General features: G+C 38.3%; 19 protein-coding genes and 2 pseudogenes. 14 read left to right on the top strand and 7 right to left on the bottom strand.

The features are described 5' to 3' along the window. The first annotated feature begins 277 nt into the window (after positions 1-277). The 4 genes from BM098_RS14005 to BM098_RS11665 all read left to right on the top strand — a co-directional run bounded on the left by BM098_RS14005 (position 278) and on the right by BM098_RS11665 (position 3,303). On the top strand, positions 278-700 hold the full coding sequence (locus BM098_RS14005) for a YkvA family protein (RefSeq protein ID WP_089833554.1): 423 nt from the start codon (positions 278-280) through the stop codon (positions 698-700). A gap of 147 nt (positions 701-847) precedes the next feature. After that, positions 848-1,276: a MarR family winged helix-turn-helix transcriptional regulator gene (locus BM098_RS11675; protein WP_089833552.1), complete on the top strand. Its 429-nt coding sequence runs from the start codon at positions 848-850 to the stop codon at positions 1,274-1,276. Next, positions 1,264-2,118 carry an NmrA family NAD(P)-binding protein gene (locus tag BM098_RS11670; protein ID WP_186819703.1) on the top strand — a complete coding sequence of 285 codons (855 nt, stop codon included), beginning with the start codon at positions 1,264-1,266 and terminating at the stop codon, positions 2,116-2,118. The genes BM098_RS11675 and BM098_RS11670 overlap by 13 nt, the downstream gene beginning before the upstream one ends. Before the next feature lie 426 nt (positions 2,119-2,544). Next, complete coding sequence (locus BM098_RS11665) at positions 2,545-3,303, top strand: metallophosphoesterase (RefSeq protein ID WP_200795851.1); 759 nt, start codon at positions 2,545-2,547, stop codon at positions 3,301-3,303. Between the two features lie 193 nt (positions 3,304-3,496). Here BM098_RS11665 and BM098_RS11660 read toward each other — a convergent pair whose 3' ends face one another. Continuing rightward, positions 3,497-4,405, bottom strand: coding sequence for a LysR family transcriptional regulator (locus BM098_RS11660; RefSeq protein ID WP_089833546.1), 909 nt, complete (start codon positions 4,403-4,405; stop codon positions 3,497-3,499). Positions 4,406-4,884: 479 nt separating this feature from the next. Between BM098_RS11660 and BM098_RS11655 the strand changes: the two genes are divergently transcribed. From BM098_RS11655 to BM098_RS11635, 5 genes are all read left to right on the top strand, one after another. Further along, positions 4,885-6,219 (top strand): YeeE/YedE family protein, encoded by a 1,335-nt coding sequence (locus BM098_RS11655; RefSeq protein WP_089833544.1) that lies wholly within the window; start codon positions 4,885-4,887, stop codon positions 6,217-6,219. Between the two features lie 66 nt (positions 6,220-6,285). Next, entirely contained in the window at positions 6,286-7,983 is a 1,698-nt protein-coding gene (locus BM098_RS11650) for an FAD-dependent oxidoreductase (RefSeq protein WP_089833541.1), read from the top strand. Positions 7,984-8,194: 211 nt separating this feature from the next. Continuing rightward, positions 8,195-8,980, top strand: a complete 786-nt coding sequence (locus BM098_RS11645) for an ABC transporter permease (protein WP_200795850.1) — start codon at positions 8,195-8,197, stop codon at positions 8,978-8,980. A gap of 2 nt (positions 8,981-8,982) precedes the next feature. Beyond that, on the top strand, positions 8,983-10,023 hold the full coding sequence (locus BM098_RS11640; RefSeq protein WP_234987495.1) for a taurine ABC transporter substrate-binding protein: 1,041 nt from the start codon (positions 8,983-8,985) through the stop codon (positions 10,021-10,023). Between the two features lie 26 nt (positions 10,024-10,049). Continuing rightward, complete coding sequence (locus tag BM098_RS11635) at positions 10,050-10,841, top strand: ABC transporter ATP-binding protein (RefSeq protein WP_089833534.1); 792 nt, start codon at positions 10,050-10,052, stop codon at positions 10,839-10,841. A gap of 365 nt (positions 10,842-11,206) precedes the next feature. Here the strand turns inward: BM098_RS11635 and BM098_RS11630 are convergent, their stop codons facing one another. The 4 genes from BM098_RS11630 to BM098_RS11615 form a co-directional block, all read right to left on the bottom strand. Continuing rightward, positions 11,207-11,824 (bottom strand): hypothetical protein, encoded by a 618-nt coding sequence (locus BM098_RS11630; protein WP_089833532.1) that lies wholly within the window; start codon positions 11,822-11,824, stop codon positions 11,207-11,209. Between the two features lie 192 nt (positions 11,825-12,016). Then, positions 12,017-12,391: a hypothetical protein gene (locus BM098_RS11625; protein ID WP_089833530.1), complete on the bottom strand. Its 375-nt coding sequence runs from the start codon at positions 12,389-12,391 to the stop codon at positions 12,017-12,019. Positions 12,392-12,450: 59 nt separating this feature from the next. Further along, the gene (locus BM098_RS11620) at positions 12,451-12,864 is read right to left on the bottom strand and encodes a hypothetical protein (RefSeq protein WP_089833528.1); all 414 of its coding nucleotides are present in this window, start codon (positions 12,862-12,864) and stop codon (positions 12,451-12,453) included. A 287-nt stretch (positions 12,865-13,151) separates the two neighbouring features. Beyond that, positions 13,152-13,553 carry a tocopherol cyclase family protein gene (locus BM098_RS11615; RefSeq protein WP_089833526.1) on the bottom strand — a complete coding sequence of 134 codons (402 nt, stop codon included), beginning with the start codon at positions 13,551-13,553 and terminating at the stop codon, positions 13,152-13,154. Here BM098_RS11615 and BM098_RS11610 point away from each other — a divergent pair. Together BM098_RS11610 and BM098_RS11605 are read left to right on the top strand one after the other, a co-directional pair. Beyond that, positions 13,528-13,977 carry a CopY/TcrY family copper transport repressor gene (locus tag BM098_RS11610; protein ID WP_089833524.1) on the top strand — a complete coding sequence of 150 codons (450 nt, stop codon included), beginning with the start codon at positions 13,528-13,530 and terminating at the stop codon, positions 13,975-13,977. The two genes, BM098_RS11615 and BM098_RS11610, sit on opposite strands and share 26 nt — an antisense overlap. Positions 13,978-14,061: 84 nt before the next feature. Continuing rightward, positions 14,062-14,274: a cation transporter gene (locus tag BM098_RS11605; protein ID WP_089833522.1), complete on the top strand. Its 213-nt coding sequence runs from the start codon at positions 14,062-14,064 to the stop codon at positions 14,272-14,274. Between the two features lie 116 nt (positions 14,275-14,390). On the opposite strand, the gene BM098_RS11600 is transcribed toward BM098_RS11605, so the two are convergent. Continuing rightward, positions 14,391-15,014, bottom strand: a complete 624-nt coding sequence (locus BM098_RS11600; RefSeq protein ID WP_089833520.1) for a flavodoxin family protein — start codon at positions 15,012-15,014, stop codon at positions 14,391-14,393. Positions 15,015-15,387: 373 nt separating this feature from the next. Here BM098_RS11600 and BM098_RS11595 point away from each other — a divergent pair, with 373 nt between their 5' ends. The 3 genes and pseudogenes from BM098_RS11595 to BM098_RS14040 form a co-directional block, all read left to right on the top strand. After that, entirely contained in the window at positions 15,388-16,236 is an 849-nt protein-coding gene (locus BM098_RS11595; protein ID WP_089833518.1) for a DUF72 domain-containing protein, read from the top strand. Positions 16,237-16,334: 98 nt separating this feature from the next. Continuing rightward, positions 16,335-17,219: a cation diffusion facilitator family transporter gene (locus tag BM098_RS11590; RefSeq protein ID WP_089833516.1), complete on the top strand. Its 885-nt coding sequence runs from the start codon at positions 16,335-16,337 to the stop codon at positions 17,217-17,219. A gap of 185 nt (positions 17,220-17,404) precedes the next feature. After that, a pseudogene (locus BM098_RS14040) lies at positions 17,405-17,733 on the top strand (transposase); the annotation flags it as partial. Here BM098_RS14040 and BM098_RS13790 read toward each other — a convergent pair. Then, positions 17,703-17,884 (bottom strand): annotated as a pseudogene (locus BM098_RS13790) (IS4 family transposase); the annotation flags it as partial. The pseudogenes BM098_RS14040 and BM098_RS13790 overlap by 31 nt on opposite strands.

Genomic DNA, 17,884 nt, shown 5'->3' with positions numbered 1-17,884 from the left:
ATTGGTCATAAAATTATCCTCCATTTCAATAAAGTTAACTTTATTGTAAATGGAGGATGGCACGTAAGGTATATACTCGTTCTATTGGCGCTTACCATTAAAAAATAAATCGGTATAATGACTCATTATATATCAACAATAATAGTGTTTAACCAAATAATTGCTATTTCAATTAAAAACGTCTAATTATAGTTAGCTTTAACTGCTAACATGAAGTAGAAAAATTACATCAGTTGAAGAGAAGTAGTTTTCACAAGAGACTAAGTAGGGGTTTTTTATGACACAAGAATTTACGGATAAAGAATTGAAAAGTCAATTAAGTGGCCATTCGAAAGAAGCAGAACGTTTACTAAATGATGAAGATAAAATGGAAAAGTTCTTAGAGCGTATGGAACGAAAGCTTCAAAAAGTACCGATGGTAGGCAATCAACTATCGAGTATTCCGATGTTAATTTCGCTAGTTCGAGCCTACATTAAAAAAGAATATCGAGAGATCCCAATCGGTAGCATGATTGCGGTTGTAAGTGCACTGCTTTATTTTGGTTCACCAGTGGATTTAATTCCTGACTTTATCCCGGTTGCGGGTTATTTAGATGATGTGGTGGTTATTGCCTTTGTCTGGCGATTGATAGAAGATGATGTAGCAGAATATAAACAATGGCAAAAAGCTAGTGGCAAACGTGTTCTCGAGGATGAGTAAGTAAATAAGACATACAAAGCTAGATGGCTTTGTACGTCTTATTAATTCAATGTTTTTGATGAAGCTGGTATAAGATAAATGTTGACGAAAGAAGAAAGGTCTCATATAATATAGTTAGTTAAACTAACTATATTGAAGGAGAATATAATGACAATCTATCAAAGTATGGATGTATTAGGACGATTTTGCCGATTAAAACTGGCCGTCAAACCGGATCTACCCTTACGCTCAAGTGAAATGGGGGTACTCATTTACTTATCGAAACAAACAACTGATGTCACACCGTTAATGGTGAGTGAGTTTTTGCGGGTAAAAAAACCATCGGTGACACCACTGATTCAAACCCTGATAAAAAAAGGTTACGTGACGAAACAACGTTCTCAGGTTGATAAAAGAAGTTACACACTTCAAGTGACAGAGCGAGGATCTCGTCTACTTGAGGAAGTAGAGGCGGATTACTTATCGTCAGTTTTAGTGATTAAAGAAAAGCTTGGAGACGATCAATTTAATGAGTGGATTAGATTAACAGAACAAGCAAATCATATACTAGAGGAGTTGGCATCATGCGAGTCTTAGTTACGGGTGCGAGTGGGAACGTTGGCCGATTTGTCGCGAACGAACTACTACTGTTAGGAGAAGATGTTGTCGTTGCGGGAACAAGTAAACAAAAACTTACCGAGTTATTCGGAAATGATGTTGAAGCGGTCACGCTTGACTTTACCCGCCCTGACACATTTAAAGACGCAACTGAAAATATTGACCGGGTCTTTCTTATGCGGCCCCCTCACTTAGGAAAGGCAAAAGATATGTACCCGTTTATAGATCACTTATCAGAACGGTCGTTACAACTTGTTGTCTTCTTATCGCTAATGGGTGTCAGTCGTAATCCGTTCCCACCACATTACCGGATTGAGAAATATATTGAGCAAAAGCACTTACCCTATACCCACGTGAGACCAGGTTTTTTCATGCAGAACATTTCTGGTGTTCATGCAAAAGAGATAAAAGAACAGAACAAAGTATGTATCCCAGCAGGTAACAGCGAGACAAGCTTTATCGATGCGCGTGATATCGGTTTAGCCATCGCTAAGATACTTCATCAACCTGAAAAACATCATGATAAAGCTTACACCTTAACCGGTAAAGAAGCACTCACGTATCATCAAGTCGCTGATATCTTGAGTAACGTGACAGGCAAAAAAATTAATTATGAGAAGCCAAGTATGTTAGCATACCGAAAATACTATATCGAAGAAAGACAATTAGATCCGACCTATGTGACCGTCACGATGATGTTGTATCTAATGACCCGACTAGGTACGGCGAAAGCTGTGACAGCTGATTTTTCAGAACTAACAGGAAAAGAACCAACGTCATTTAAACAATTTGCGTTAGACCATGTGGCTGCGTTTAAGTAGACACATAGTCTAACACTTATTTTGGTTGTTTTATGAAATCTCTCTCTCCTCAATCATTCGTGAGAATGTTAGGTGGGGGTGTTTTAATAATTCTGATGTGTTAAGGCAGCTTACATTATTGGCGCAATTTTAAGATGAAGTTTAGAAGGTTCAAACCTAAATGGTGGGTAGTTCATGAAAATGGTAGAATTCAAGTCACGTGCATTTCACCGAAAATAGTGAAATTAGTAAATGATTCGCTGTTAAATGAAGAATATTCTATCAAGACCTGTTGGATATGATAAGATGAAAATGAATCATTGTTTAGTTGTGTAGCTAGCAGGTTAAAAATAGGTTAAATAAGGTGATAAGATGAAAAAATACAAATGGATCGTTTTGTTTATAAGTATTCTTGTTGTAAGTGTATGGCTCTATAGAGGCAATACTATGATAGAAACAACACAATTAACAATACAAAGCGATCACATACCTGAAGATTTCGATAGCTTTAAAATCGCGCAAGTGTCAGATTTACATAATGCTATGTTTGGTAAAGATAATCAAAGGTTAACTAAAGCAATAGAAAAGGTTGAGCCTGATCTTATTGTTGTAACGGGTGACGTAATTGATTCAAGACGTACCGATGTCGACGTCGCTTATCGCTTTTTTGAAGCGGTAAAAAACATTGCACCTGTCTATTATGTCACTGGTAACCATGAAGCAAGACTTGATTTGTATCCAACGTTTCAATCAAGGATTGAGGACATAGGTGTACAGGTGTTAAAGAATACATCGATTGAGCTAACGAAAAATAATGAAACAATCACATTAACAGGTGTTGATGACCCATTATTTCAACAAGATTCAACTGAAGAAGCGACTATGATGAATCAACTCGACCGTGCTTTACCTGAAGCGAGTAATTACACGATTCTTTTGTCGCACCGACCAGAACATTTTTCATTATATGAACAAGCAGGTGTAGACCTGGTCTTTTCGGGTCATGCGCATGGCGGGCAAGTGAGGCTGCCATTTATCGGTGGATTAATCGCCCCGCATCAAGGATGGTTGCCTGAGTATACGAGTGGTAAATATGTAAGTAGTGAAACGACAATGATTGTTAGTCGCGGGCTAGGGAATAGTTTGTTTCCCATCCGTGTGAATAATCCGCCAGAACTTATCGTAGTAACACTGACCAATCGTTAAGACATGAATAAGTATAATAAAAAGGACAGCTTAATATAAGACACTGCAACAACTTAAGTCCTTTTTCGTTTTATGGCGAGAAGACGCCCACCTTATACTAACGTATTAGAGGAAGGTAGCTTCTCGTTTTAAAACGAGAAACAAAAAACCAAGGGAAATTGTATCCCTTGGTTTTATATCTGGATTATTTGTCTTAAGTGGGTAAATTGTCTTCACAACCGGTAGGATCACTAGGTGAAAAAATCTCAAGCATACAGTCGACTTCTTTTTTTGATTTTGCTTGTTTCGGATAGACGAGATAAAAAGGTTGATGAACCTTAAAATCAGACAGGGTGATTGTCGCTAATTCACCTGTTTTTAATTCATTTAACATCGAGATATGATATAAAAAACCAACGCCATCATTATTTTTAATGTAATTTTTTAGTAATTGAATGTTGCCAATCCGATTGATCCGTGTCAGTTGGTGAAGGGATTGTTTTGCTTCGGTTAATTGATAATCAATCGCATCACTTAGTCCTGCGCCTTCTTCGCGCAGCAGGACGCGTTCGTGTTTTAAATCATTTAGTGAAAGGGTTTGATTAGCTAAATGATGTCTCGGTGAACAGGCGAGTGTAACTTCATCTTGATAAAAGCTTACTGCGGTTAAGTCATTAGACTGAACAGGCCCTGATAACAGAGCATAATCAATTTTTCCATCTTTTAATAGCTGGAGAAGTCGTTCACTGTTTTCAACCATTAAATTAATCTTCACACGTTTTTCCTCACAAAAAAGACACGTATGCTCAGGGATATAGTACTCACCAATCGTTCGGCTTACCCCAATCATAAAGGACGGAATCTCCTCACGTTCTGATAAAGTATCAAGTATTTCAGAAATTTCCCGGTTTAAGACAGTGACCTGATCTTTTAAGTATTTTCCTTTTTGCGTGAGTTTAAGGGTTCGATCTTCATATTGAAATAACTTTACTTGGAGATGTTCTTCTAAGTATTGAATATGTTTGGTGACGGCTGGCTGAGATAATGCCAGCAGCTTGGCTGCTTTCGTGTAATTCAGTTGGTCGGCAAGTACTAAAAAGGTTTTATAACGATAGTCTAACATCGAACCAGCTCCTCTCGTAATCTATAAGCTTTTTAATCTATTGTTAATTAATCATAACAAATGATAATAATTCATAAGCAAAAATAAGTATTCTTACCTTAACTATAGCATAATCTCAAAATGAAAAGCGATGTTAAGTTTACAGTAAACATACAATCTTGAGGTTGAGAGAACGGGTAAGACTGAAGTATGACAAGGGTTTTACTGACTAAATTAACTTTAACCGTTAAAAGGTTTGTGAATATTATTACAATATTTCATACGTAAAAGTCAGTTATATTCATTTTTGTTATAGTGGTATTCTTATTCTTCATTTCACAAAACCTTGATATTGCGATTATAATTAAACTTGTTAAAGACATCACAAACAAAACAAATGAAGAAGTTTGGAATATTTTTTTATTATTAATTGTGAATAAATGAGCTTATTGGTTGTTGGTGTCATGATTAAGGTGTTTAATTAAAGGGAGGAAAAAAATATGAGTTTAGGACAAAATAGTGAAAAAGTAGCGTTTTTAGAACCAGAATATGAACGCACGTCTTACACACAGCCGGTGCTTGGGTTTATCTTATTAGGGTTAATGGTTGTGTTCGGCATTTATCTTGATGGCTTAAAAACAAGCTTACCGGTTTATTTAATCGCAGGTGTGTACTTAGGGTACGTACTAACACGCGCACGCTTTGGTTTTGCGGGTGGGATCAAGCGTATTTATATGCGTGGTGAAGGTAGTTTAACAAAAGCATTAATTATTCTTATTTTAGTAACGGCCTTTGTGACAATGGGCTTGCAGTGGAAGGCAGCAGCTGATGGTTTGTTGCCAGCTTATTTAGCTGGTGATGGTGAAGCATTTATTCCAGGGACAACGAACGTTTACTTTACTAATATCGCAACCGTGATTGGTGGCTTTATCTTCGGTATGGGGATGATGCTTGCGGGTGCGTGTGGTTCTGGTACGTTAGCCGACTTTGGTGAAGGTGCTGGACGTGCGATGATCGCCTTTGTCTTCTTTGTCCTCGGTACAGCGCCAGGTCACTACTTACGTCAAGTTGTGGATGGCACGGCGATTGGTCAAATTGGGGTACGATTACACTTCCCACAAGTGATGGGCTACTTCGGTGCTTTCGCTTTGACCGCGGCTTTACTCGGCGTCCTTTACTGGATTACAGTAAAGTATGAAAATATGCGTAAAGCTGAAGGGACTTACATGGATCCTAAAGGAGACTATGAAGACTTTGAGAAACCACTTGATCAATCTAAAAAGACAACCTTCTTTAGTCAACAAACGTATCATAAATTATTTATTGAACGCTGGGGTTTTAAACTTGGTGCCTTAGCTTTAGCGATGGGGGCAATCTTCGTTCTCGTAACAACAGATAAAAACTGGGGAGCATCGACAGCCGTTCTCACATTAAATGTTTGGTTCTTTGATTTATTAGGGTTTGATTTTAATCCAGACTATTTCGGTTCGCACTTAGCAAAAGTAGAAGCGGGATTATTAAGTGATGCGGGAACGATTCGTAACTTAGGATTATTCTTCGGTTGTACGATTTCATTCTTATTAGCAAAACGGTTTAAATTTGATTTTAACTTCAATAAAAAAGATGCCGCTTATTTTGCCTTAGGTGGTCTAATGTTAGGTTTTGGTGCACGTTTTGGTTTAGGGTGTAACCTTGGTGCGATGTATGCAGCCATCTCAAGTTTTTCATTCTCGGGTTGGGTGTTCTTACTTGCGATGACACTTGGTGGTATTGCAGGTATGAAATTATTTGCCGGTAAAGTTTGTATTTTACCACATCGTATCGGGAAAAAATAAAAGTATAAGAAGCAGATGAAATGATTATTGGTCATAGTTGACCGCCAAATTCAAGGAGGAATTATCATGGGTAAAAAAGTATTAGTTGTCGGTGGTGTTGCAGGTGGAGCATCTGTTGCGGCGCGTGTGAGACGTTTGGATGAATCAGCAGAAATTATTATGTTTGAAAGAGGCCCGTACGTGTCATTCTCAAACTGTTGTATTCCGTTCCATATTAGTGGGGACATTGAAAAGTCACAAGACTTAGTTTTAATGACACCACCAGAATTTGATAAGCAATATAACATTGATGCGCGTGTCTACAACGAAGTTGTTGGGATTAATAAAGAAGAAAAAACAGTTGAAGTGAAAAATGTTCAAACTAATGAAACCTATACGGAAAGCTATGATGTCTTATTCCTAGCACCAGGTGCGGTAGCACTTCGCCCACAAAGTATCGAAGGAATCAACGATGAGCATGTATTTGTCATGAAGACAGTACCAGATGTTGAAGCACTAACAACCTACGCAAAAGACAATGATGTGAAAGATGTGACTGTTGTCGGTGGTGGATATATCGGTTTAGAAGTGGCTGAAAACTTGAAGTATGCTGGCTATAATGTGACATTAGTAGAAGCACAAGACCAAGTTATGGCACCACTTGACTATGATATGGTTCAAATGATCAACCGTGAAATCATGAAAAATGATGTCGATTTAGTCTTAGGCGATAGCGTTCAAAAAATCGCAAAAGACAAAGTTATCTTAGCTTCTGGTCGTGAAATTAATGCCCAAGCCGTTGTCATGGCGATTGGGGTTCGTCCGGAAAACACACTCGCAAAACAAGCGGACTTAGCACTTTCAGCAAGTGGCGCAATTAAAGTAAATCATCACTATCAAACAAGTGATCCTAACATTTACGCTGTCGGTGATGCGATTGAAACAACTTGCTTCTTTACTGGTCAAAAAACACAATTAACCCTCGCTGGTCCAGCTCAGCGTCAAGCACGTGCAGCGGCTGACCATGTTTATGGCCGTACGTATGTGAACACAGGGGTCATTGGTTCATCAAGTGTTAAAATGTTCGGTATGAATGCGGCTAATACCGGTCTTAACGAAAAACAATGTCAAGCACGTGGAATTGACTATGATTACAGCTATGTTATTCCTAAAGATAAAGTAGGTTTAATGCCAGATGCGGAAAACTTATTCTTCAAACTGATCTTCCAAGTACCATCAGGTAAGATTCTTGGTGCCCAAGCTGTTGGTCGTGGCAATGTTGATAAGCGAATTGATGTCATTGCGACAGCAATTATGCTAAATGGTAACTTAGAACACTTAAAAGAATTAGAATTAACATACTCACCACACTTCTCAACCGCAAAAGATGTTGTCAATCATGCAGCGCTTACGGCGTTAAATATCTTAAACGGTGAAGTGAAAAAAGTACCTGTCACAAAAGTACGTGAACTTGTAGAGTCAAACGCGATGATTATTGATGCACGTGAGGAAGGTGAATACGCACTCAGTCATATTAAAGGCGCTGTAAATATTCCACTTAGCCAGTTCCGTGATCGTTTGGATGAGATTCCAAAAGACCAACCTATTTATGTTCATTGCCGCTCAAGTCAACGTAGTTACAATATGGTCCGTGCGCTCGGTCAATTAGGCTATGACCATGTCTATAACTTAGATGGTTCATTCCTCGGAGTATGTGAATATGAATACTTCAACGATGTTGTATCTAAACGTGAACCAATTGTTACGGATTATAACTTTAACTAAGACTTTTTAAGAGGCATAAAGATAGCCAAACTTTTTAAAAGTGCGTGATCTTTAGCGGGAAGAATATTCTTCCCGCTATTTCTAATTTACTGGTGATAAAAAATTGATTTTTTCCTCGAGTTGTATACCTCCACTTGTAATAAGATGAAAACTTCTGGTAAGCTAGAGAATGATATAATGAAAATAGATTATGAAATATTGGAGGAAAACTATGAATGTCAAACAGTCAAAAAATCCATTTGAAGTAACCTTGACCTTGATGACATGGCTGATTGTAATTGTGTTATGGTTTATATTTACAAATGTAGGTGAGATGTCGTCACTTCTTTTACCATCCCCGCAAGTGGTATGGCAGACGTTTATGAATATTGTCCAGAACGGTTACGGAAATGTGAGTCTATGGCAACATCTTAGTGATAGTTTTGTAAGACTTTTTTGGGCGGTCAGCTTAGCATTTATTACGGCCGTACCATTAGGCCTCATGAGTGGCTATTTTAGTAAGTTTAAGGCGATCGTTGATTCGATTGTGCAATTTTATCGTCCCATTCCTCCGCTAGCGTATTATGCGCTCTTAATTTTATGGATGGGTATTGATGATGGTTCGAAAGTGACATTACTTTATTTGGCAGCATTTGCACCGATTTATATTGCTTGTGTGGCAGCAGTAAATAGCGTCAGCCAAGACTATATTTTAAGTTCAAAGTCACTTGGCGCAAGTCAAAAGGATGTCTTTACTAAAGTCGTGTTACCAGCATGTATGCCAGACATCTTTACTGGTCTTAGAACAGCGATGGGCTTTGCCTATACGACCCTTGTTGCGGCTGAAATGACAGCGGCCACAAGCGGGATTGGCTGGATGGTCATTGACGCGTCGAGATATTTGCGGTCTGACGTGATGTTTGTTGGGATTATCATTATGGGTATTACGGGTATTATTATGGATGGCGGCTTGTTGCTGCTTGAAAACAAATTAGTATTTTGGAAGGGAAAAGATTAATGATGAAAAAAACGATACAATTAATGTTAGTCATGTTAATAGGGGTTTTGGTAGTCACCGCATGTGGCGATGATGCCTTAGAAGGTAATGAATCTGGCTCGGATCAACCGGAAGTTGTTAATATCGGTTATTTACGCGTACCAAACGATGAAATGGTCGCCAAAACAGAAGGCTATTTTGATCAATACTTTGCCGATTTAGGTATTGAAACCAACTTTGTTGTCTTTGACTCAGGCGTTGAAGCTAATCAAGCGTTCGCATCAGGAAGTGTTGATTTTGCTTCAATGGGTAACACGAATGGGATCATTGCTCTATCTCGTGGGTTAGATGTGGAACTCGTTTGGCTACATGAAATTCTTGGTGAGATTGAAGCGTTAGCTGTTCGTGACGGTGCCGGGATTGAACAAGTAGAAGACTTAAAAGGGATGAAAATTGCGACAACGTTTGCTTCAACATCACACTATAGTTTATTGCAAGTATTAAATGATGCCGGTATTGCCGATGATGTGGAGCTTGTTGATATGAAGACTGTTGATATTGTGGCGGCTTGGGAACGCGGGGATATTGATGCAGCGTACACGTGGCAACCATCACTCGGTAGATTATTAGAAGACGGCGAGATGTTGATCTCTTCTGAACAAGCAGCTGAAATGGGACATAAAACAGCCAACGTGTTACTTGCGCGAAAAGGCTTTACGGAACAATACAAAGGCTTAACAACGGATTTTATTGCCGCACTTGTTGAAGGTGGGAACCTTTACCGTGAAGATAGTAAAGTAGCATCTGAAAGTGTTGCCGATCCGTTAGAAATTGCACAAGAGGAAGCTTTAATGCAAATGGAAGGTTCCGTTTGGTTAACCCCAGAACAAGAAGTAAGTAGTGAGTATTTAGGAACATCAGAAGAAGCAGGTGACTTCTCACGTGTCATGAAACAAACGTCAGATTTCCTACTTGAACAAAGCTCGATTTCAGAATCACCATCACAAGAAGACTTTGATGCGTTTATTAATCCTGAATATATTGAAGCTTACTTAGCACGTTAAGAGACTATACGTAAGGAGTTTTCATAATGACAAAAGAAACACCTTTAATCGAACTTAATCATGTAAGCATGGATTATGGTCAAGGAGCGGAATCAGTCCTTGCCTTAGATGACATTGATTTAGAAATACAAAAAAATGAATTTCTCTGTATTTTAGGTCCATCTGGTTGCGGAAAAAGTACACTGCTTAAAATCATTGCTGGTTACCAACAGCCAACTGAGGGTGAAGCAACGTTTCAAGGGAAGGTAATCAAAGGACCGGATTGGCACCGGGGGGTTGTGTTCCAATCGCCTACGTTATATCCCTGGCTATCAGTAAAAGATAATGTTGGTTTTGGTCCAAAGGTCAGAGGAGTTAAAAAGGATAAGATTGACCAAATAACGGATCAATTCCTTGATCAAATTGGGTTATTGAAAGATAAAGATAAAGCGGTCTTTGATCTTTCAGGTGGGATGCGTCAAAGGGTAGCCTTAGCACGGGTGCTTGCGAATGAACCGGAAATGATCTTAATGGATGAGCCGCTCGGTGCACTCGATGCACTTACGCGTCTGAATATGCAGAAACTTATTCGTGACCTATGGCATAAAAATAAAAATACAGTCATGATGATCACCCATGACGTTGATGAAGCACTCTCACTTGGTACGCGTGTGATTGTGATGTCAAAACAGCCAGGAACGATTATTAAAACGTATGATTTAGATTACACCTATCAAGCGCTAGAAAAAGATAATCACCGCGTGAAAGTAGATGAACAATATTTAGAGATCAAAAATGATATTTTAGATTTAATTAATGCCGATTTAAATGAAGCATAATGTATATTTATATTATTAAACAGTCTTGATGCCTCTTTAGCGAGAGCATCAAGACTGTTTTTGTATTAAAAAAATCTACAGGAGGCGCTGCACTTACTAGAAAAAGAAGCGACCGCATGAGTGTATGTGGAAACGCTGTTGAGCTATGTTTTTAGTAACAGTGATGCATTCACAAAACATGATGAAGATAACAAGGTTGAAGATGTAGAAGTAGCAGTGAAATATCAGTCTAAATGAACAGTAACGGTAGCTAATTAGGTAAAACAAGGTCAAGCTTAAGCTTTCATTAACGCAAATAGAAAGTAAAAGAGGATTCGCCTTCTGGGGTGAATCCTCTTTTAATTATGCAAACGAGTCTCGTGAACCTATTTATACGCCTTACTATTTTCCTTTAAAAATCTTTGGATGAGAGCCTGTGCTTCTCTAAATCTCAAAGTCGTCTTTCTTGTTTGTTCTGAAGAGATTGGCTCAGACAGATCATTCAGTAAGGGGGGATTTCCTTCTGCTTGTTTGGGGATATGGAAGGTATACTCACCGAAGCGATAAAGATATAAATAATCATCATCCATTTCGTGATAGCCGAGATAGATTAGTTTTCCTTGCGCGGCTAAAATTGCTAATGTCTTATCTTTTAATTTATACAAGTTCTGTTGCCGTGATTTTTGACTCTGTGTTGTCTGGTGATCGCCAAGTAAGTAGGCGAGATTTTTCGCATCGCGGCTTTTTTTAGCGGATTTGTTTATAATGTATAATGCCTCGCTCAATGTTTTGTCTGTCAGGTGGACATGTTTGATTTCTACATGACGCTTCTTGATTGGGATAGCATCTTCAATCGCATATAAATTAAATGTTTTGTGGCCGTGTGGTGTGTAGAGACTTACTGTTCCTCTTACTTTAGTCTGTTCGGTGATTTTTCGGTGGTGGATTTTTAGAAGGGTTGTTTTCGTTGCTAAATGGTCGGGGATCTGTTTGTAGTGTTCCATCAATATACTCCTCTCATCGTTATGTTTAAGAGTATATCAGAACGAGTTAAGTCAAGGAGACAACCGAATGGAAAAAAACAGTGATCTATAAGTTGGAAAACAATCAATAATGGCGTTTTTTTGAAAGATGATGACGTTTTCAACATGAAAAAACAATCACACTAAACCGTATGATTGTTTTAAATGACGTCATTAATTTTTTACTTCAAACAATTCTTTCATGTTATCAGGAACGCGAATCACATTCACAATCTTGAGCTCTTCCTCATTGTCGAGTTGAGGCTTAAATTCAATCAGCAGCATTTCGCCATTATCGAAAGTGAGCAATTCATAGTTTTTAAAATTAGCGCCTGATGTCGACAGCTCGCCAAAGCTTTCAAATGTTTCCTCAGAAATGACGTCTTCTCGACCTTCTGAGAACAACGACTGGAAATAATCATAATTTTGACTGTCGATGTGTAATTTCATTAAGTGCGCCGTATTCATTGGTGTCGTCGGTTTCATTGGTTGGTCACTGCTACAAGCGGTGAGCATTATAACTGAAAAGATGAAAACAAGTTTCTTCACTCATATGCCTCCTTATGTATTTGTGGTTGATAAATATTTACGTACAGTCTGCTGAACGGCTAGATGGCACGTGATTCTTTGGTGAAGGATCTCACGAATAATGTACCGGCTAAAACAGCCAATATCATATGTGTTTCAGGAATGATCAGTACTTCAAGGTATAAAGGGTGATCCAAACTAAACCATTCAATCCAACTCGTCGCAGGGATAAAGACAAAGACCATTAATACTGCTGTCACAACGAGTAATGTTGATTGAAGCTTTATTTCACCTTTAAATAGACGAGATAGCCCTCTATATTCCATTAATGCACCAAAAAGAAACGCGTAAAGGGACATGACAATCAGTAGCGTTGATAAATTACTGGTAGCTTGATTTGAAGCTTGTTCAACGTCGGTATAGGTGACAATCATTAACCACAATAACACAACCATACCTGACACAATTAAAACAGCGGGCAATACCTTTTTCATCAAAACACCTCCAAAATTAATAATTTAGAAAATTAAAGCAACAAAAGAAAAATCAATATTTTCAGTCTAAAGGAATCTATCATATTTGTCAAAGGTTTACATGGTTTTTTTTGTTAAAAAGTTACCTTTATGTTAAGTGTGTCACTTAAACCTTTTTTAATGGTATCGGTCATGGTGCCATTGAGTGGGGCCTTTAATTCTTTCGTATCATCAAGCCAGGTAGTTATTTCTAACCACCATTGGATTTTGGTCAAGATCAGGAACAGCTGCTGGTCGGTGATTTTTAGCTACGTTATTTTACTGCCGTTATACGTCGCGAAGCGATAGTCCTTCCCGTCAAGGTGAAGATGACATAAATGCCCGATAAAAGACAGTTTAAATAACGAAATTGTTGCGACACTCAACATTAAGTTCGTTTGTTTTTTAGGGAAGTGATTGGCTTGTGCCCAAATGTATTTTTCAGGGAATGAATGCCCCCAGTCTTTTTCGAGATAGCCATGATCCTGTTTAAATATTAGGGTATGTCCGCTTGCATCGGTTAATGTCCCGTTAACCTGGTGATGCATACTGATGACCCCGTGTTTACATGCCATCTTGACAGAACGTGTTAAGGCTTGTACACTGTAATTAAAGATTACAATTGTAAACGGAAGTGGTGATACAATGACAATTGAAATGGATAAAGACATTACCAATGCGGAATGGGAAGTAATGCGCGTCGTCTGGGCTCAAACAGAAGTGCCTTCTCAAGTTATTATCGATGTTTTAATGGATAAACGAGGGTGGAAAGAACCAACGATCAAGACATTAATCGGTCGGCTTGTAAAAAAAGGTGCGTTAAAAACAAGAAAAGAGGGACGGAAATTTCTTTACTCAACTGATATTAAAGAGGATGCATTGGTCAATGAAACACTCGATCACTTTTTTCACAACATTTGTAGTAAAGATATTGGTAAAACGATTGGCGTGTTGATTGACGAGGCGATATTAAGCCATGAAGATGTTGCTTTATTAAAAGAAAAACTGATTCAAAAAGAACAGGTCGCCTATGATACAGTGCCTTGTAATTGTGTGAAGGGCCAGTGTCAATGCCAATGCCAGCGTCACGGATAACCAAAATCATATCATTAAATTGTCGTAGAGTGAGAGAAACTAGTATTTCTAATAGAATGAATGACACCCAAGGAGGAAACCAATATGACGAAAACAATCTTTAAAGTAGATGGTATGAATTGTATGCACTGTGTAGGAAAAGTAGAATCAGTCCTCACAGACCAAACAGGTGTAGAGAAAGTGAAAGTAAACTTAAAAAAAGGTGAAGCCAAAGTGAAATACGACGAATCAGCTGTAACCACTGATCAGTTAATTGAAAATATCAAAACAGTAGGCTACACCGCTACGGCAAAATAAACCAACCATCATCAATGGTTAAATACAATGATAGAAAAAATAAGAGAGGCGTTAAGTCACTGACTGACGCCTCTCTTATTTTGTGTCATCTTTTAACTAACAACTCACATATAACTTTATAGTGTATTACCTTTTGCAGGAATCGGGTGGTCTTTTAGTAGCTTAGCGAAATATAAGGTGTTATAAACAAGCATTTCGATGTGCTTATTAGTAAAAGCATTCTCACTTGCTTCACCGTCCAGATAAGAAGGACCTGGTCCTGCTTCTCCAACCCAGTAAGCATCAACGTTTGGTGGAATGACAAAGCCGATGTGACTTAGTCCATAAAGAATCGAAGCGGCCGCATGTTTGGCACCGTCCTCATTACCTGTAATCACAACACCACCGACTTTGTTGTAATAGATTGCTTGCCCCTTGTCATTTGTATCACCACTCGTGCCGTATAACCGTTCAATGGCTTGGGTGGCGAGACTACTTTTTTCACCGAGCCAAAGTGGGGTACCGATTAAGACAATATCGGCTTGCTTTACTTTCTCTAATAGCTGTGGCCATTCATCGCCATCACCCTCATCTCCAGTGACACCGTAATGAATATCGTAATCAGCTAGTCGTATGCTTTCGGTTCGTGCTCCTTCTTGTTCATAAAGCTTTTGGGCCTTCTCGTATAAACCTTGTGTGTGTGATGGTTCTGAACTGCCTTTTAATGAAGCGTTGAGAAATAAAACTTGAATGTCTGTCATGTGGACCGTTCCTCCTTTTAGCTTTTAGTATTTATATTCCACTTCGTGCTCAACATTAAACGTAGGATGGTTTTTAGTGTTTAAGTTGTTAGCTTTTATGTCTAGTTTAGTTTTTAGAGAAGATTAACATAAACCTAGTTAAGATAAGTAAATAGACCGGGAAAGGACTGATTGTAGATATACTCATGTTAAACCAAAAGAACAGTAGCATAACTGTTATCCTGAGATAAGTACGAATTATCAAAATCCTGAATTTATCTTATGCTTTTTGAGGAAGAAGGAATACGATTGACGAACATTCAAATGTGTATTAGAATGTAATTAATCAAATAATTGCTAGCGTGCTAAAGCCATCAGTAAGCGGGTGAAAATTATGATACATATTGGTTTATCTAGTTTTGGCGACCATCCCCAGCTCTATTTACCAGAAACAAAACCGAACGAACGTCTCGCAGATTATGCAAGCCATTATTTACTTGTTGAAATAGATAGCACCTATTATGCAATTCCACGTCTGGCACAAGTAGAAAAATGGGTCAAGATGACACCTAAAAAGTTTAAATTCATCATAAAAGCTTACCGCGGCATGACAGGTCATGTGAAAGACGATGAGCGTTACGCATCAAAAAGCGAAATGTTTCAAGCATTTCGCGAGGCGCTTTCACCATATATTGAACATAAAAAGTTAGCCTATGTGTTGTTTCAATTTCCACCATGGTTTGATTACCGAAAAGATCATCTTCTCTATTTGAAGTATGTGCGTCAAAAGATGAAAGATATCCCAGTAGCAATCGAGTTTCGTAACCGGACGTGGTATGACGAAAAAGTAAAGCGAGAGATGCTGCAGCTATTAAGGGAGTTAGATTTCATTCATACCGCAGCCGATGAGCCACAGATTGGTGACGGCTCAGTTCCGTTTGTTTCAGATGTTGTCAATGAGACGTTGTTTATCCGGCTTCACGGTAGAAATAGAGCCGGCTGGTATCGACCAAAGGACAGAGAAACAAATTGGCGAGAGGTCAGATATTTATATCGCTACAACACTGAGGAATTAACAGCATTTAAAGATCTAATCTTAACGAAACAGGCGGAAGTGAAAAATGTGTATGTGATTTTTAATAATAATTCAGGTAAGGACGCTCATAGTAATGCGTCTGAGCTAAAGCGGCTATTGAACATTGAAGAAGAAGGGCTCTTGCCATCTCAATTATCTTTGTTTTAATGAAGTATGTATTATTTCTAACGACATAGGAAACAGAGTAAATAATACAATGATACGTGTGCGTGTTAAAACGTTATGAAAAGAAAGGAAGAAGAGTTATGGGACATCATCACCACCATCATCATCACGAGACAGGTAATATTAAAGTCGCATTTTTTCTCAATCTCAGTTTTACGATCATCGAAATCATCGGGGGATTAATGACGAACAGTATGGCTATTTTAGCCGACGCTTTGCATGACTTAGGTGACTCGTTATCGCTAGGTATTTCTTGGTTTTTAGAGAAAGTATCTGAAAAAAAACCAGATGAGACATTTACCTTCGGCTATGCGCGCTTTTCTTTATTAGCGGCTTTTATCAATAGTATAGTATTGATTGTCGGGTCGATGATTATTTTATATCATGTCATTCCAAGACTATTAAACCCTGAACCTGTTGAAGCAAGTGGAATGTTGCTGCTATCGATTCTGGGTATCGTGATGAATGGTTTAGCGGTGTTGCGACTAAAAAAAGGTAGCTCAATGAATGAAAAAGTTGTTACCTGGCACTTGATGGAGGATATTTTAGGTTGGGTCGTTGTCTTAGTTGCGAGTGTAATTTTAATGTTTGTTGATTGGCCTATTATTGATCCGCTACTCTCACTCGGTTTGACCCTGTATATTTTATATAATGTCGTCGGTAACTTAAAAGAGATCGTCGGGATTTTCTTGCAGAAGACACCGTCAGGTGTGTCAAAGAGCGAACTTAAACAATCACTTGAAGAAGAACTCAACATTCATACCCACCATTTACACCTTTGGTCACTGGATGGGGAGAGAACGATGTTGTCGTTGCATCTAGAAGTTAAAGATGATTTAACGACGAATGAACTCATTGAAGAAAAAAGTCGGGTCAGACAATGGCTCAATGATCATGAAATTGATCACGTCACGTTAGAGTTAGAATTTGAAAAAGAATTCTGTGAGGCAAGTGATTGTGAGTAAGACTGAAGAGTCATGGATAAAATTCTAAATAACTAGATAAAAGCGGCATTTCATACAAAAATATGAGATGCCGCTTTTTATGTTTTTTTCTCAATTTTTTGCAGAGCGAAAAGCGCTCCGCTTGGAGCGCATATGGTCCAAACAGCATTTAAGATTATCCAAGGACTTCATTAACAAAATAATTGGAACAGCAAAAAGCATATATTCGTGCGAAGCTTTCAGATGAAGAAGCTGGTAAGGTTTATGGCAAAAGAAACATTAACGTAGAAATAGTATTTGAATGCTTGAAAGCTATTTTGGGTTTCACAAGATTTTCTCTTCGCGGAAAAAACGCGTAGAGAATGAATTAGGATTTGGATTATTGGCAACCTTTTTCAAGGATGAAATTACTAAAATAGAACCGGATGTGATCTTCTTATCAGAAAAACACATCCGGTTTTCACGTCATATTTTCGAGTTTTACCTCAGACTCTTTTTAATTACTCAACTTTCGCACCCCAAAATCGGCAGATAGGCCTTGATATAACTAGGTAAGGCATCAAACCATTGTTGGAGTTGACTTTTGATAATATTTTGTATTTTATTATTTGTTTGTTTAAGGGTATCTTCAAGAAGCTCGAAGAGCTGATATAATGCATGAGCCCAATCAAGTTCATTAATTTCGT

The sequence above is a fragment of the Halolactibacillus halophilus genome, assembly GCF_900115605.1.
Classification (GTDB): domain Bacteria; phylum Bacillota; class Bacilli; order Bacillales; family Amphibacillaceae; genus Halolactibacillus; species Halolactibacillus halophilus.
The sequence above is the reverse complement of the archived record's forward strand: the minus strand, read 5'-3'. Positions and strand labels throughout refer to the sequence as shown.